The following is a 14,774-nucleotide window of genomic DNA, read 5'->3' as shown; positions in this document are numbered from 1 at the left end:
CTTTTTCTCTTTTGCGCTTGTCAGCTCATCTCGGATCCCTTAGTTTGTGGCGGCCAATTTATTTACAGGGAAGTGTCATGCTACTTTTAATCGCGGCGATTATGATTATCCTGCTGCGCCGTCTGCTCAAGGCCGATGAGCCCTTTCTGGGCTATGAATGGCTCGCGATTGTCACTTTGGCTATTTATCTGCTCTGTTACTTCTACCTGCCGCCATTTGCACCGGCAAGCAACCAGAGAATGGAGTTACTGTACGAGATGATCCCAAGCTTCAGCCTGGGCGCTATCCTCTTTCCCGAACTGGGTTCACGCTACCCGGAAAAAGTGGTTTGTGTTTTGGGCGGTCTTGGACTGCTGACCTCTGCTGTGATATTAGCAATATTTAAACTGAGCGTTTGGTAGGTTCAGCCCGGGGATTAAACCGTAACCTCTGGTTGAATGGCTGAGAAACAGAAAGTAGCGGAGAAAATGTGAGCGACGGCTTAAGGCGTTTGCAGTGCCTCGCTCACCTTGAGCAAAATGAAACCGGCTCTCTTCGCAACCGACCATCTGGGCACTTCAATTAACTCATCACCGAAAGCCTCATGGGCTTTTTGCATCGCATGATAACTCGCCACCGTCTCACTGAAGTCCTGCTTACGTTCTATATCATTGGCTTAAATAGCTTACCAGGGCGGAAAGATAAATACCCTGGGGTGATAAACGAACTCAGGGCAATGACTCGGTAAACTCCCGGGAATGGATTATTGCGCCAGCAGGCTTTAAGCATAGGAATCCAGCATTCTGGGGGCAAAAAAGATAATGCCGACATATCAAGAACTATTAGATGCCGCGTCATTTATAAGGGTTAATCTTGGCTTTACACCTGGTTTTGATAGTCGGCTTCCATAAGGCGAACAAAATCTTCCATCTCTTGCCCCGGAGTAATAGGAAAACGCTCCGCCAGCTGTGACAGATTAACAATACGGTCCACCCGAAAGGAGCGAAAATCTTCTCTCAGTTCGCACCAGGCCAGCAAAGTCCAGGTGCCGCGCCAAAAGTAGATCGCCAGCGGCCTTATCTTGCGCTGACTGGCACTGCCTTTGACATCCTGATAGTCGAGCAGCACAAAATGGCGTAGCCTGGCGGCAATACGTAACGGATCCAGGTAGACAAAATCTTGTTGATCAAGGTAGAAATCCGGTGAAAACATCAAACTCTGCAACGCACGTAAACGCTCCGGCACCACAGCTTCTACCTTGATAAGCGCCTGTTTGGCTGCCTTGCCAAGTTCATTACCGCCCCAGGTCTGCACCATACGGATCCCCAGTTGGATCGCTTCCAGTTCAGCCTCGTTGAACATCAAGGGTGGTACACTCACCTCCTGACGCAACAGATAGCCCAGTCCCGCCTCCCCTTCGATGGGGATCCCGCTGAGACAGAGATCCTGAATATCCCGATAGATGGTTCTGACCGACACTTCCAAGCGCTCAGCCAATACGGCCGCCGTGGTCAAGCGGCGATGACGCAGTATCTGCACTATCTGAAACAAACGATCAGCACGGCGCATGACTTATATCATTCCTTATAAATGTTTGATTTACCACTGAAGTGCGAATTGAAAAGCTGCGCATCCGACACTGGCCTATGTCGATGTAGCCAGACAAAACTTCCATTGCCCTATTTGCCTCGCCATCTTTTCATCCTCGCAGAATGAGTAAACTTCGATGCAAAGTGGGGTGACGCCATACAAAGACCGACAATGCGTCGGTCCCGATAAGGATAATTGCGCTGAGCTTACAGCTGCATGGCCCACAAGCCAAGTCGGTTGCCTTCAGAGTCGGCTATTTGAGCGCAATAACCACATTCACCTTCCTTGATAGCCATGGGCGGCAACAGGATCTGCACCCCTTGCGCTTCCAGTTTGCCTATTGTGGTACCCAAACTGTCACCCAGATTGAGATAAACCACTGAGGCCGTCAATGAAGGTGCCATCTGTGGGTGTTTGATCAAACCTAAACACGCACTATCGCTACTGGTACTGCTGACACTGACATACTCGCAATCAGGCATAGGATCTTCGTTGCAATGCAGCCCCAAAACCTCTTGATAAAAATGCTTGGCACGGGCCATATCGGCAACCGGGATCTCACTCCAGACCAAAGGAATTTCTGTTGACATTTTCTCTTCTCCATCTTGATTCAATTATCACAGGAGGCTCATCCTCCAGCGCCCTTACACACTTGGCTATCGGGGCAACAGCAAGTATGCACCTATGCTGCTGACAACCTGTTGTCAGTAGTTTGATCTGAAGATACGAGTAAACTTTTATGTAGCTATCGACTGAGGTTGTCTTCCCCCACAATATGGCGCTTGTCAGTGCGTTCACCATATTTCTGAGCTTAAATCATGCTTTGACTCCTGATGAAGTTATCTCCCTGATACGAATTAAACACTGAACGACAATCAAACTTCACATAAAAAAAATCCGATGACTCATCGTCATCGGATTTTTTAGTGCTTTGCGAAATCATTTGCCATGACTTGGCAACTTCAAGTGCTGCGTCTGCTCATGGCGAAACTTGCACCAAATAACGTTTCAACCGCCACAACCTTGCAAGACTGCTGGGTTTGTTACCAAAATACTGGCACCATCTTTACCGGCAGAAGAGGCAAAAATAGACACCTGAGACTGCATTTCTGCTGTCGCCTGAGCCGCCATGCCATCAGTCACGCCCGGAACTTCAGATGGGTCGATGAGCGAGCTGTGGTGCCCCTTGGCAAAGCGTACGGCGCCGCCACCAGCGCTGGTCTGATCGACGCAGTTAAGCCCCAGAGTCGCAATCAAAGGCTCAGTGCCGGACAGCGGGAAGCCCGCGACAGTACCAGGCAGAACCTGATCGCCCTTGTTACCAGCGCCATCACCGACGATTTCCACCAGATGAACCGGCAAACCCGTGGCCTTGAGCATGGCAGTCTGGTTGATAGGATCGGCTGACTCTATCCCGGTTTGCACCGCAAAGGCAAAGGTAGGGATAAATTCGGCGTATACCTCCTGAACCAGAGCTTCATATTCGGCCGAGCCCGGCTGATATCCTTGCTTATTGGCCGCATTCACCAAGGCCTTGAAGGTATCGGAAGCCGTCACATTGGCAAACAACAAAGGTGCAAAGGTGGCAGAACCGGCGAAAGAGCCCGCCAGGCCGCCGCTCGGCGCCACCAAAGATGCGCCCTTGATGCCATAGTAGTTGGGCAAGGCTGTGCCGGATGCAGGGTCTTTCAAACCTGTGCTGGCATAGGTCGCGAAGTTGGTGCCGACAATGGCGCCAAGGCTAAGCCCCTGAGCGGTTATCTGGTTATTGTCAAAAACCTGAGGCGCGCCCATTTCGATAAGTTGCGCCGACATACCTGTTATCGCGACTCTAAGCGCCAGATGATCCATGGTCGCCTGGCGGAAGTTATCCCTTACCGACAGCGTGCTTTCTATATTGACAAATACCAGCGGATTGCCATTTTGGAAGGCATCCGGCTTACCGACAACCTTGCCATAGGCCGCACCTGAGGCCGAGACTTCATAGATGCCGTCACCATTGGCATCAAATGAACGGGCACCGTGCAGCGGCATATCTATGGCCACCGTAGCCACACCGGCTGCGGCATAACTGCCGGCATAAGCCAACGACATCTCTTTGCCGCCACCCAAACCATGCATCGCTATCGTGGTGGGCCAGCCACTGGTTGGTGGCGTAAAAGGCAAGCCCTGGCTGGCATAAAACGCCGCAAGCTTAGTGGCGTTGGGCATGGAGATCAGCACAGGCACAGTTTCGTAGTTGCGAATAGCCGGAATAGGATTAAAACGGGTTAGGTGCTTAGTCTTATCGACTGCACTGCCATCATCCAGCTTCCACGCTTTGCCGGCCAACAAGGAAGGATTGGCCAGTGCTGCGGCGGGATCTATATTGTACGCCATCGCCTGGGCGGCAAACTTCTCCTGGCTCAGAGTGCCGGCCTGCAACGCCAGCAACACAGATACCGGGCTGTCGCCCTGGGCTTGCCAGTAACCGTTAATGCCATCACAGCTCGCCGATGAACAAGTACCGTAAACCGGCACTTCAATGGCCGCAGTGTAGACATCGGCCAAATCCGCCAACGCATAGGCTATGCCATCAGCAGGGCTGAGCCCAGCTGCCATCGCCACTGTATAACCGGCGGGAGTCGGAGTTTGCAGCCACTTGGGTGCATAGGGTGAGCCGGGTTGCAACATCAGCAGCTTGGTCGTTTCATAAACATCGGCCACCGACTGGGTGGTAAACAGGCCTGAATAGGTAATGCTTTCCTTGTCAACGCCGTGAGCCGATGCCATGCCCTTCTCATAACTGTTCACCAGAGTTTGCAGCATCAATTGATCGGCGGTTTCCAGCGGCGCTGTGTCGATATCCAGTTTCAACAAACCATAGGTATAGGAAGGCGCTATCGGGCGCCCAGCCGAATCCATGATGAGTTTAGTGGTGGCGTAAATATAGGACTGAGCGGGCTTAAGCGGCTTCAGTGGAACAATAACTATCTTGTTGCCGGACGCTTGAGTGATGAAGTCTTCCCCCCAAACCAGCTCTTCACCCACTTCACAGGCAGAAACCGAAGGCTTGGTCTGGCACTCGGCTTTGGATGAAAGCGGGCCGCCGCTGACGGCTTCAAACATTCTCACCGCTCCCGGCTGGGCCACGGAAGATGCCAGCAGGCTCAGGGTATTGCCGCTGTTGTCTTTGGAAGGTTCAATATCTATGGTTATCGGCTGGGTAGTTGACCAACCATCCAGCGCACCCAGCGCCAACTGCGGATTGGTATAGTCACCGGAGGCTTCCCCGGGAATATTCAAGGTACCGTCTGTGGTGCCATTGAGCAGTAAGTCGTTTGGCAAGGGAACTTCAGCTTTGGCAGGATCAAACACCAAATGGGACTCAGGGATGAGCGGCTCGGTCTTATCCTTAAGTTCGTTATAGCTGTCTTCACCACATGCTGTCAGTCCAAGTGCAGATGTGATTGCAACACCCAAAATGAGTCTTTTCATCTTTTTTCCCCAAATCTTGTTGTAATAATTTTGTTTTCCCCAAGAAATTGGTCACAATACCCCAGACACTGTGACCAGAGGAGCTGAAATCTGTACTCAGCCTGTCTCAAGTTAACGTAAAAATATTGAGTTAGCTACATTTTTGTCACAGTTGACCGCAACGAAAAGTAACTATGAACAGTCATTTGTTTTAAACAGATGTATACCGCTGTAGTGAGTCGAGTATTGGCGGGCTTTAGCGCGAAGAGGAAATAACTCCCCATGTTGGAATATCAAGCAGCAAAAGATCTTCTCAAGGGCAAAACGATTCTGGTAACCGGTGCCGGCGACGGCATTGGCAAAACCGCAGCCAAGACCTATGCCGCCCATGGTGCCACAGTGATCCTGCTGGGCAAAACGGTTAAGAAGCTGGAAGCCGTTTACGATGAAATTGAAGCCGCCGGTGGCCCGACGCCAGCGATTGTGCCTCTGGATCTCAAGGGTGCCAGCGAACAAAACTACCGCGACATGGCCGAAACCATAGAGCAGCAATTCGGCAAGCTCGATGGCCTGCTGCATAATGCCAGCCTGTTGGGCGCTTTGGGGCCGTTTGAACATATTGATATTCAGTCACTGGAAGATCTGCTCAAGGTCAATGTGGTGGCCGAAGTTATGATGACCAAGGCACTGTTGCCTGTTATGCGCAAGGCCGAGCACGCCTCAATTATTTTTACCTCCAGCAGTGTTGGCCGTAAGGGCCGCGCTTACTGGGGCCCATACGCCTTCTCCAAGTTTGCTACCGAAGGCATGATGCAGGTGCTGGCTCATGAATGTGAAGGCACCCAGGTGCGCGCCAACAGTATCAATCCGGGAGCAACCCGCACCGGCATGCGCGCCAAGGCTTATCCGGCAGAGAACCCACTGGATCTCAAGACGCCAGAGCAGATAATGCCCGTTTATCTATATCTGATGGGCGACGACAGCCTGCAGGAAAACGGTCAGGCCTTTAACGCCCAGTAACATTTTCCTCAAGAATAAACGCAGTCCAATGGGCTGCGTTTTGCTATTCATACGCCATTCATACACGTTTTATAAAAGAAATAAGGAGGCAATCCATGAGTCAAGAATACCCTATAGGCACTCCAGGTACTCCCTGGGGGGATGCCGAAAAATCCGCCTGGCGCGCCACCCAAAGCATTAAACGCAGCTACCGTGAACAGGTGCTCGACAAGATCTATGCCCTCAAGACAGCTTTTGAATGCCGCCGGTACGGCGCCTTAAGTTATGACCCGGAACGTTATCCCCTGCTCGCCCTGCAGAGTAAATCACCACAGGCAAATAAGCCCTGGGTATTGGTCACTGGCGGGATCCACGGTTATGAAACCAGTGGCGTTCAAGGTGCGCTGCAGTTTCTTGAGCAGGAAGCCGAGCGCTATCAAGCGGATTTCAACCTCCTGGTCGTCCCCTGTGTCAGCCCTTGGGGATACGAAGTCATCAACCGTTGGAATCCCTTGGCTATCGATCCCAACCGCTCCTTCTTTGAACCCAGCCCGGCAGAAGAGTCTGCCGCATTGATGGCTCTGGTTGCTAGCCACGGCGCCCCTTTCCTGGCTCATATCGATCTGCATGAAACCACAGACACGGATGAAACCGAGTTTCGCCCGGCGCTGGCGGCCCGCGATGGCAAAATCATAGCTCCCGGCGAGATCCCGGACGGTTTTTATGTGGTAGATGATGAAGCCATGCCGCAACCTGAATTCCAACGAGCCATTATCCAAGCTGTTGCCAAAGTGACCCATATCGCTCCGGCCGACAAAGACGGCAAGATCATCGGCTCTCCTGTAGTCGACCACGGCGTTATCCGTTATCCGCTCAAGCAACTTGGTTTATGTGCCTCGGTTACCAATGCCCCATACACCTGCACCACGGAAGTCTACCCCGACAGCCCGCAGGCAAGCGATGAACAGTGCAATGCCGCCCAGGTAGCTGCGGTTTGTGGCGCATTGGATTATCTAAAACGAATTCAAGGTTAGGGTTTTCGGCTCCGGTCCCCTCTTGCAGGAATGAAGTGACTCTCGCCCAAGAGTAAACCTGAAACAGCGCTGCATCTGATATTCAACCTGTCAGGTCAAATAACCCGTCAGATAGAATAACTATGACCCGGCATTTGCCGGGTCATCTGTTTCAACCGTCTATCAAACCCTCATTGAAGATAAAAGTAACCACAGGAGAGTTCTGTTTATTAACAATCTTTTATTGACTGATAATGGTTTTCATTTAAAATCACTTTCAGTTCCAGGTATCGACTTTGCTTTTTTACTCTGACTTTTCAGGCCGTCATTGAATGCTGCGATTAACCAGGTCGGCATATGACAGCGCTTTTCTGTTTTAGCAGACGATACCAATTAGATGTGGAGTGGTTTATGCCCAAGATAAGCAAGCATATTTCCAAGATATGCCATAAGCAGGCCAAGAAGGCGTTGAAAAAGACGCAACCCGCACTCGGCAAGTCCAGCCGCAAACGCCTTGGCAAAGGCTTGGTTAGTGCATTAGAGCAGCAACTGCCCACTGAACTCTCCCGGCAAAAGAAGCTCAAAAAACCGCAAAAGAAACTGCTCAAGGCTGAGCTGCAAAACCGAGCCGGCACCTGGATTGCCGCCAATCAAGCTTCTGTCGAACTCGGACAACTTCACAGCCTAAAACCCCAGACCGGCAGCATGAGCTTTGCGCTGCGCCCCTTTAAGAAATCCCCCTGCGGCGGCTGCCCGGCACTCAAGGGCAAACTGTGCCGCTGCGCCCTTAAGTATCAACAGCGGCTACAGCAGGCAGGTTAACCCTTCCGCAGAACTAGATAATTGCCCGACATTACTGTCAGTCGTCGCTGATCAGATCGTCAAAACGTTTGTAGCCATGCAGGGAATCAAAGTCTTTCTCCTCCTTGGCCGCCTCACTGAGTGAGGCACTGAAACCCACAGCCAATTCCAGATCGGAAATCGCCTGCTCTTCCGAGCCCATGCGGGTAAAGGCGCAGGCCCGCTGATAAAGCGCATTGGCGTTCTTGGGATCCACTTCCAACACCCGGTTACAGATGCTCATCGCCCAGTGATACTCGCCCATTTCCATGGCGGCATCGGCCTTGTAGGTCAAGGCTTCGAGATCGCCCGGACGTATTTTGAGAATATCGTTGTAGATTTCAATTCGCTGCTCCGGCGTCTGCGAATGTTGAGCACGGATCCACAGGTTGTGTATCTCGTTGATCCGTTCAATTTCCTTGTTGTTTTCAGTAATGATCCGGCTCTTGCGTTTCAGCTCACGCTCCATCTCCTGAAACTTTTTCTCATATTGGGCGGCAATCGCCTCCAGCTTCTCGTTGGCCATCTCCTGGGTCTTGTCGCGAATATCCTTGAGTGACTGCCACCCCACCAAGGCGATCAGAGACACAGCGGCGGCAATAAGATAGAAGAAGTAGGTCACGGTCACATTGGCATAGTTCATTGACTTGTCGGCCACCGCCAACTCACGGTCGGTAATATCGACCGTGACCCGTTTTTCCAGCGACTGCATATCTTGCCGTATCGACTTGAGCTCATCGAGCACATAGCGCTCCATCAAGGGTTTGTCGTAAATACTCTGCTCCGAATAAGGTTTTGGGGGCTCTTCAGCCGCCATAACCGGCAGCGCCAGGCTCAATAACACCAATATCAGTGCATGCCATAACTTCATTTTTCCTCCTGTTGCACTCAGGTTTTCTCCACACCCTAACAAATGGGTCTGGATGGGTAAAATTGGCTTATAAAAAAAGCCAGCGCCGTTAAGCGCTGGCTACTGCAAAACCAATAATTAATAAACTTAACCGAGATCCATCATCATCTTGCGGGTGCTGACCAATTGACTGAACTCACGCATCTGCTCTTTGGAGAGTTGGCTGGCCATGGGGATATCCGCCTTCATGGCATTCACCGGCCGCCCGTTGACATGAAATTCATAATGCAGATGCGGCCCGGTCGAACGCCCGGTATTACCGGAAAGCGCAATAACCTGGCCACGACTGACCCTCTGCCCCTTATGCACCAAAGGTTTGGACAGATGCAGATATCGGGTACGGTATTTGTTGCCATGTTCTATCACTATATATTTACCGGCGTATCTATGATTGGTCACCAGAGTCACCACTCCGTCACCCGGTGCTACTACCTTGGTGCCTATCGGTACGGCAAAGTCGGTGCCGTTATGGGGTGAAACCCGCCCTGTGACCGGGTGACGGCGATTGGGGTTGAATGATGAGCTGATCCTATAGCGTTTCTCCAGCGGGATCCGCTGGAAGGCCCGCGCCAAACTCCGCCCTTTCTCATCATAGAAGTTGCCATCTGTGCTCTGAAACGCAGTGATTTCATTGCGGCCGTTTTGAATGCGTAATCCCAACACCTGGCTGACACCGGTCGACTCCCCTTCTATGTACTGATCATTCATCAGCACAGAAAAGTGGTCACCGGCACGCAGATCCCGGGCAAAATTGAGCTTTTCTTTCAACAAGCTTTCAATTTTTTGAATTTCGGCGGCGCTCAGACCGACTCGCTGCGCCGAGCGATAGAAAGAACCTTGGATCTCACCGCTGACAATCCGGTTTTGCCAGACGCCTTCGATGTTGATCTCTTCAACCCCATAACCGCCATCGTCGAAGCGCTTGAACAGTACCTGATGCGCGGCGTTGAAGTAGAGTTCCAACTGGGTCAGATTGCCCTGTTCATCAAGCCAGAAACGGATCCTGTTACCCGGTTGCAGGGTATCGAGTGCCAAGATATCCAAATCGGCTTCCAACACCTTGTACATGGTCTGCTGGCCAACCCCCGCCTTTTGAAACAATACACTGAGGGTGTCACCACTTTGGATCACGCGTTCAAAGTCCGGACCGGCCAACTCAACAACCGAAGGCTCAGTGCCGACTTGAGGCAGCAGAGCTTCAATATCCAGATGCAAGGGAATACGTTGTGGGGTGACTTCATGAGTCCCGGGCCAAAGCAGCGCCGCGCCCACCAATAACCCAGAGCTGAGCAGCAGCTTCTTGTGAAAGGATGGTAAGGTCTGCAAACGCATAGGGATTATACTCAACCAGGATATTCTATCTGTCTGCAACTGTTGCCTCACCGAGTTCAAACTGAAAAAACCAATAGCTGGAACCCCTATTTTCAAGGGGCCAACTGCAAACTTATATCAAAAAAAGTCCCTGAGACAAGTATTATTCGCCAAAACCCCATGATTACTGGGTGGATTTCAGATTTGACCGACAAATTTGCCCTGTTTGCATCAAGCTGTAACCAGGCGAATGCTGCTACCCAGTGCATGCTTGCTGATATCTATACGGCAGCTTATCTGCTCTTTCATCTCCGACACATGGGAAATAACCCCTATCATGCGGCCACTGGATTGCAGATCCATCAGGGTACGAACCGCCAGTTCCAGTGAGTCCTGATCCAGGCTGCCAAAACCTTCATCAATAAACAGGGTATCGAGCTTGATACCACCGGCATAAGCTTGCACCACATCAGAGAGTCCCAGCGCCAGCGACAAGGCCGCCATAAAACTCTCACCGCCGCTAAGTGTCGCCACAGGGCGCACCTTGGAGCTGTAAGCATCTTCCACCTCAAGCTCCAGACCAGAGGCCTTATTGCCCTTGGCCCTGTCCTCTTTGCGCAGCAAGCGGTAGCGGCCTTTGCTCATCAGCGCCAAACGGCGACTGGCCTCGAGCAGCACATCATCGAGCAAAACACTGAGCACAAAGCGCTGCAGACTCACCTTGCTATGGCTGTTGCCATTGGCCACATCACTCAGAGTGCCAATAAGCGCGTATTCCTGCTCCAGCGCCTGCGTAGCTAGCGCTTCTTTATTGAGCTGGGCTTCTGTAGCTTTAAGGCTCTGCATTCGGTTGTTGAGCGTCTGCCAGGCAGACTCCGCCTCGGCGAGTTGCTGCTGCTGTTGCTGCCAGAAGCTTTCAAGCTGCCCAAGCTCAGGCAGGCTTTGTCCGGCGAGCCGCTCATCCATGGCTTTGAGCAGCGCCTGCTGCTCAAAGCGCTGCGTGCGCCAAACTTCTATCTTCTCAGCCAATGCCTGCATCTGCGCTTCATCCAGCTGCGCCTGTTCCAAGGTTTGGCGATCAGTAAATCCAGATTGCTTCAGGGCATCATCAAGCGTTTGCTGCGCTTTGATGGCAAACTGCTCGGCCCGGGCGCTGTCTTCACGGCCCGATGTCAAGGCCTGTATCAGCGCCTTATGCTGGCTGACGGCCTCGGTATACTGTTGATTGATATCTTGCTGTCGCTGTTTGAGCTGTTGCCACTCACTCTGCTTTTGCTCAAGTTGCCGCGCCATCAGTTCAAGCGCCGCCTCGGCTGCCAGAGCATGATATTCACCGGGCAGAGCAGCAAGTGCCGTGTCTTTACGGGCTCCCGCAAGACTCAACTGCTCTCTTAGCTGCTGCAACTGCTGTAATTGAGTCTCTCTGTATTTGAGTCGCTGCTCCACTTGCTGCTCGGCCTGCTGCAATTGCTTCCTGCAGTTATTGAGGCGGGTTTGAGCCGCTTCGGCCTGTTGCAACTCATTGAGCAGCTGCCTGCGCCGGGACTCAAGCCTGTCTATTTCACTAGCGAGATCGGCTTTGACATAGGAGTCGGCATCCATAGCGGCGTCAGCCTTAACCTCTGTCGTAACACCAGTCTTAACATCAGCCGTAACACCTGTCGTAACATCCGCGGCGATAAAGGCCTGTAACTCAGCGCTCAAGCGCTGCAGCTCGAGCTGTAACTCCTCTGTTTGCCGCTTGATATGACGATAATCGCTGCGGGCCGCCTCATGCCTTGCCGAGGCTTGCTGCTCGGCATCTCTCGCCCGATTGAGCTCGGCTTCACCCGGAATATCCTGCGCCATATCGGCCGGTGCCGGATGTTCCAAGCCGCCGCATACGGGGCAAGGCTGCCCCGGCTGCAGCTTGGCCGCCAAAATAGCCGCCTGGCCTGTATGCCAGGCCAGTTGCAACCTTTGATGTTCCGTTTCGGCGCTCTGTCTTTCGGCCTTGCATTGATGACCATGGGCCTCGGCCTGCTGCATGCTAACTTGGGCTTGCTGCCATTTTTGCTTAATGTGCCCGAGCTGCTCCGTCTTCTCCAGGCGAGTGTTCAACGCCGCCAGTGCCTGATGCAACGGCCCTTGGCGCTCGGCGCTTGAGAACAGTTCGTTCGCCTCTAACTTAAGCTGTTGTTGTTGCTGCTGCAATTGTTCCAGCTCAGTGCGACTCTGCTGCTCTGCCCGTTCAAGGCGCCCAAGCTCCACTAGGCCAAGCTCATGCTCCTCGGTCAGTTGCTTAAGCTCGTTAATAGCCGGCTGCAGCTTGTCGAGCTGTTCAAGCTCCCGTAGCAGCTTATTAGCGTGCTCATCCAACTCGGCGAGTGTTGCCTTGTCATCTGTAGCCTGTTTCAGACGCTGCTCGGCGCTCTGCAACTGCTTGGCATAGTCAGCCTCCTTGGCTTTAGCCTGCTGCCACTCCTGCTGGCGAAACTGCAACTCTTTGAGGCTTGGCAGCAGCTTTTCAGCCTTGCGGGCTTTCTCCAATGTCTGCTGGTGCAGCTCGATTTCAGCGCGCCGCTGCTCAAGCGCATCAAGCTGGGTTTGTAGCAGCTTGCGGCGCTCAAACTCGGCGGTTAACGCCTTGGCGTTATCGAGCGTCTTGGCACTCTGGGCCAAGGCTTCGCTGGCTTTTTGTTTGTTACCTATCGCCTCGGCCAAAGCGGGGGACAGCGCAGCAATTTCTGCAGTCAACTGCTCGAGACTCTCGACACCGGCAGTTTCCAAAATCCCGGCGCGGCGTGATTGCAAGTCTCTGGCCTTTGCCTTGATTTCCAGCGCCTGCTGTTTGAGGCGCTCTTCAATGCGGCGATAGATATGGGTTTGAAACAGCTGGCTGAAGATCTTTTCCCGCTCTTTGGAGTCTGCCAGCAAAAGCTCGCGGAACTTGCCCTGGGGCAGCACCATCACCTGGCGAAACTGATCCACATCCAGGCCGGTCAACTCTTCGATGCAGGCGTTGGCATCCGTGACCTTACTGGCCACCAGCAACTCTTCAGTGCCATCGGGCATCAGCCGCTTGAGTTCCGCCTCGCTCTTTTGCAGGGTAAAACCCTCGCCCCGGCTTTTGGCTCTTTGCTGCTCGGGGCAACGACGAATGCTGTAGCGTTTTTGCCCCAATTCAAAACTGAAATACACTTCGGTAAGCAGGCCGTCATCGGCATTGTCGCAGCGCATCTGGCTGCCTTCTCGCTCGTTACCTGTGGTTTTGCCGTACAGGGCAAAACAGATGGCATCCAGAATCGTGGTCTTGCCCGCCCCTGTGGGGCCATTGATCAGAAACAGCGGCTTGTCGCCCAGCTCGGTAAAGTCGATGCGCTGACAATCGGCGAAGGGGCCGAAGGCGCGCATTTCCAAAATCAGCGGTCTCATTGTTCCTGCTCCCTGTGCAACTCTTCAATCAAACGGCTCATGGTCTGCTGCTGCGCCTCTGTCATGGCTTCACCCTGCACCTGACTGAAAAAATCGCTGAACATGTCGAGATCACCTTTTTTGATTCTGTCGCGGCCAATCTCCTGCCCCTGCTGCCGGGACATCAGGCCCGTGCGCTCCAGATGCAGCACATTGGGATAGACGCCGCGCAGCTTGCCCATGGGATCCAGCAGCGCCTGGGTATCGAGCAGACGCACCATCAGGTAATCTTCCCACCCCGGATCTTTTTCGCCCTGTTGCAACAGTTCATCGAGCAGGCCTTCAATCACCCTCACATCCCGCCTGGGTTTTAGCGGTAGCAGAGTGATTTTTGGGGTATTAGCTGCGCTCAGCTCCACCAGAGTCACGGATTTTTTCTGTTTGTGTTCACTGAAGGAATATTTCAGCGGCGAGCCCGAATAACGCACGTGCTCGGCGCCCTTGTATTGCGGGCCATGCAGATGCCCGAGCGCTGCGTAGTCAAAGCCGCAAAAGAGTGCAGGGTCGATTTTATCGGCGCCGCCGATACTCAAGGGCCGCTCGGATTCAGACTCATTGCCGCCATCGAGGAAACAGTGGGCCACCACTACCTTGGGCAGGCCTTGGCTGTCGTGCGCCTGAACCTGCTCCAGCAAGCAGGCCATCGCCTGCTGATGACTGCCGGCATCTACCTCCAGCACATGCCTTACCTGCGCCGGCTCGGCATAGGGAATGGGATAGAAACAGGCATCGCCGTCACGGCCTTTGAGGATAAGCGGCTTAACCTGCGCTTGCAGAGGGCCGCTAATATAAAGGCCGCTGGCGGCCATTTGCCGCGCCGCAAACCCCAGCCGCTCCTGGCCGTCGTGATTGCCGGCTATCATAAGCACAGGAATTTGATGCTCATTGAGCAGGGTATTGAGGAACTTATCCAGCAGGGCAACCGCGCTGGCAGGCGGGATCGAACGGTCATATATGTCACCGGCAACCACCAGGGCATCAACCTGATGCTCAGCGGCAAGTGCCACTATCTGCTCAAGCATATAAGCTTGTTCATCCAGCAGCGACTCGTTGTGCAGTTGCCGACCGATATGCCAGTCCGAGGTATGGATAAATTTCATTGGGCGCTAAGATTGCAGGCGAATACGTGAGCCTTATGGTATGCAAAATCAATGCAATAGTATATGCGTCTGCCGAGGTTCTGCGACCGAGTGCTTACCACTCAGCCGTCTGTCTTATTTGGG

Annotated in this window: 11 protein-coding genes; 4 read left to right on the top strand and 7 right to left on the bottom strand. The window is 53.0% G+C overall.

Annotated elements, in window-relative coordinates:
* Window positions 1-77 precede the first annotated feature (77 nt).
* Window positions 78-401 (top strand): hypothetical protein, encoded by a 324-nt coding sequence (locus CX650_RS19175; protein WP_101096753.1) that lies wholly within the window; start codon window positions 78-80, stop codon window positions 399-401.
* A gap of 457 nt (window positions 402-858) precedes the next feature.
* Here the strand turns inward: CX650_RS19175 and CX650_RS19170 are convergent, their stop codons facing one another.
* The 3 genes from CX650_RS19170 to CX650_RS19160 form a co-directional block, all read right to left on the bottom strand.
* The gene (locus tag CX650_RS19170) at window positions 859-1,548 is read right to left on the bottom strand and encodes a helix-turn-helix transcriptional regulator (RefSeq protein WP_101096752.1); all 690 of its coding nucleotides are present in this window, start codon (window positions 1,546-1,548) and stop codon (window positions 859-861) included.
* Between the two features lie 227 nt (window positions 1,549-1,775).
* Window positions 1,776-2,159, bottom strand: a complete 384-nt coding sequence (locus CX650_RS19165; protein WP_039033422.1) for a VOC family protein — start codon at window positions 2,157-2,159, stop codon at window positions 1,776-1,778.
* Between the two features lie 418 nt (window positions 2,160-2,577).
* Entirely contained in the window at window positions 2,578-5,046 is a 2,469-nt protein-coding gene (locus tag CX650_RS19160) for a VolA/Pla-1 family phospholipase (protein ID WP_101096751.1), read from the bottom strand.
* 261 nt (window positions 5,047-5,307) lie between these two features.
* Here CX650_RS19160 and CX650_RS19155 point away from each other — a divergent pair, with 261 nt between their 5' ends.
* From CX650_RS19155 to CX650_RS19145, 3 genes are all read left to right on the top strand, one after another.
* Window positions 5,308-6,045, top strand: a complete 738-nt coding sequence (locus CX650_RS19155; RefSeq protein ID WP_039033424.1) for a YciK family oxidoreductase — start codon at window positions 5,308-5,310, stop codon at window positions 6,043-6,045.
* Window positions 6,046-6,140: 95 nt separating this feature from the next.
* Window positions 6,141-7,058 (top strand): M14 family metallopeptidase, encoded by a 918-nt coding sequence (locus tag CX650_RS19150; protein ID WP_101096750.1) that lies wholly within the window; start codon window positions 6,141-6,143, stop codon window positions 7,056-7,058.
* Between the two features lie 390 nt (window positions 7,059-7,448).
* Window positions 7,449-7,859 carry a hypothetical protein gene (locus tag CX650_RS19145; RefSeq protein WP_071475882.1) on the top strand — a complete coding sequence of 137 codons (411 nt, stop codon included), beginning with the start codon at window positions 7,449-7,451 and terminating at the stop codon, window positions 7,857-7,859.
* 37 nt (window positions 7,860-7,896) lie between these two features.
* Here the strand turns inward: CX650_RS19145 and CX650_RS19140 are convergent, their stop codons facing one another.
* The 4 genes from CX650_RS19140 to CX650_RS19125 form a co-directional block, all read right to left on the bottom strand.
* Window positions 7,897-8,748, bottom strand: a complete 852-nt coding sequence (locus CX650_RS19140) for a tetratricopeptide repeat protein (protein ID WP_101096749.1) — start codon at window positions 8,746-8,748, stop codon at window positions 7,897-7,899.
* Between the two features lie 126 nt (window positions 8,749-8,874).
* Entirely contained in the window at window positions 8,875-10,119 is a 1,245-nt protein-coding gene (locus CX650_RS19135; RefSeq protein WP_101096748.1) for a peptidoglycan DD-metalloendopeptidase family protein, read from the bottom strand.
* A 210-nt stretch (window positions 10,120-10,329) separates the two neighbouring features.
* Window positions 10,330-13,512 (bottom strand): AAA family ATPase, encoded by a 3,183-nt coding sequence (locus CX650_RS19130; protein ID WP_101096747.1) that lies wholly within the window; start codon window positions 13,510-13,512, stop codon window positions 10,330-10,332.
* A complete protein-coding gene (locus CX650_RS19125) occupies window positions 13,509-14,651 on the bottom strand; it encodes an exonuclease SbcCD subunit D (RefSeq protein ID WP_101096746.1) in 1,143 nt (380 codons plus the stop codon). The genes CX650_RS19130 and CX650_RS19125 overlap by 4 nt, the downstream gene beginning before the upstream one ends.
* Window positions 14,652-14,774: the final 123 nt, after the last annotated feature.

The organism is Shewanella indica (genome assembly GCF_002836975.1).
Classification (GTDB): Bacteria; Pseudomonadota; Gammaproteobacteria; order Enterobacterales; family Shewanellaceae; genus Shewanella; species Shewanella indica.
Note: the sequence above shows the minus strand (reverse complement) of the source record. Positions and strands in the feature narration are given on the sequence as shown.

Coding starts and splice junctions, on each gene's coding strand:
- CX650_RS19175 (WP_101096753.1), top strand. CDS start 78: ATGCTACTTTTAATCGCGGCGATTATGATTATCCTGCTGCGCCGTCTG.
- CX650_RS19170 (WP_101096752.1), bottom strand. CDS start 1,548: ATGCGCCGTGCTGATCGTTTGTTTCAGATAGTGCAGATACTGCGTCAT.
- CX650_RS19165 (WP_039033422.1), bottom strand. CDS start 2,159: ATGTCAACAGAAATTCCTTTGGTCTGGAGTGAGATCCCGGTTGCCGAT.
- CX650_RS19160 (WP_101096751.1), bottom strand. CDS start 5,046: ATGAAAAGACTCATTTTGGGTGTTGCAATCACATCTGCACTTGGACTG.
- CX650_RS19155 (WP_039033424.1), top strand. CDS start 5,308: ATGTTGGAATATCAAGCAGCAAAAGATCTTCTCAAGGGCAAAACGATT.
- CX650_RS19150 (WP_101096750.1), top strand. CDS start 6,141: ATGAGTCAAGAATACCCTATAGGCACTCCAGGTACTCCCTGGGGGGAT.
- CX650_RS19145 (WP_071475882.1), top strand. CDS start 7,449: ATGCCCAAGATAAGCAAGCATATTTCCAAGATATGCCATAAGCAGGCC.
- CX650_RS19140 (WP_101096749.1), bottom strand. CDS start 8,748: ATGAAGTTATGGCATGCACTGATATTGGTGTTATTGAGCCTGGCGCTG.
- CX650_RS19135 (WP_101096748.1), bottom strand. CDS start 10,119: ATGCGTTTGCAGACCTTACCATCCTTTCACAAGAAGCTGCTGCTCAGC.
- CX650_RS19130 (WP_101096747.1), bottom strand. CDS start 13,512: ATGAGACCGCTGATTTTGGAAATGCGCGCCTTCGGCCCCTTCGCCGAT.
- CX650_RS19125 (WP_101096746.1), bottom strand. CDS start 14,651: ATGAAATTTATCCATACCTCGGACTGGCATATCGGTCGGCAACTGCAC.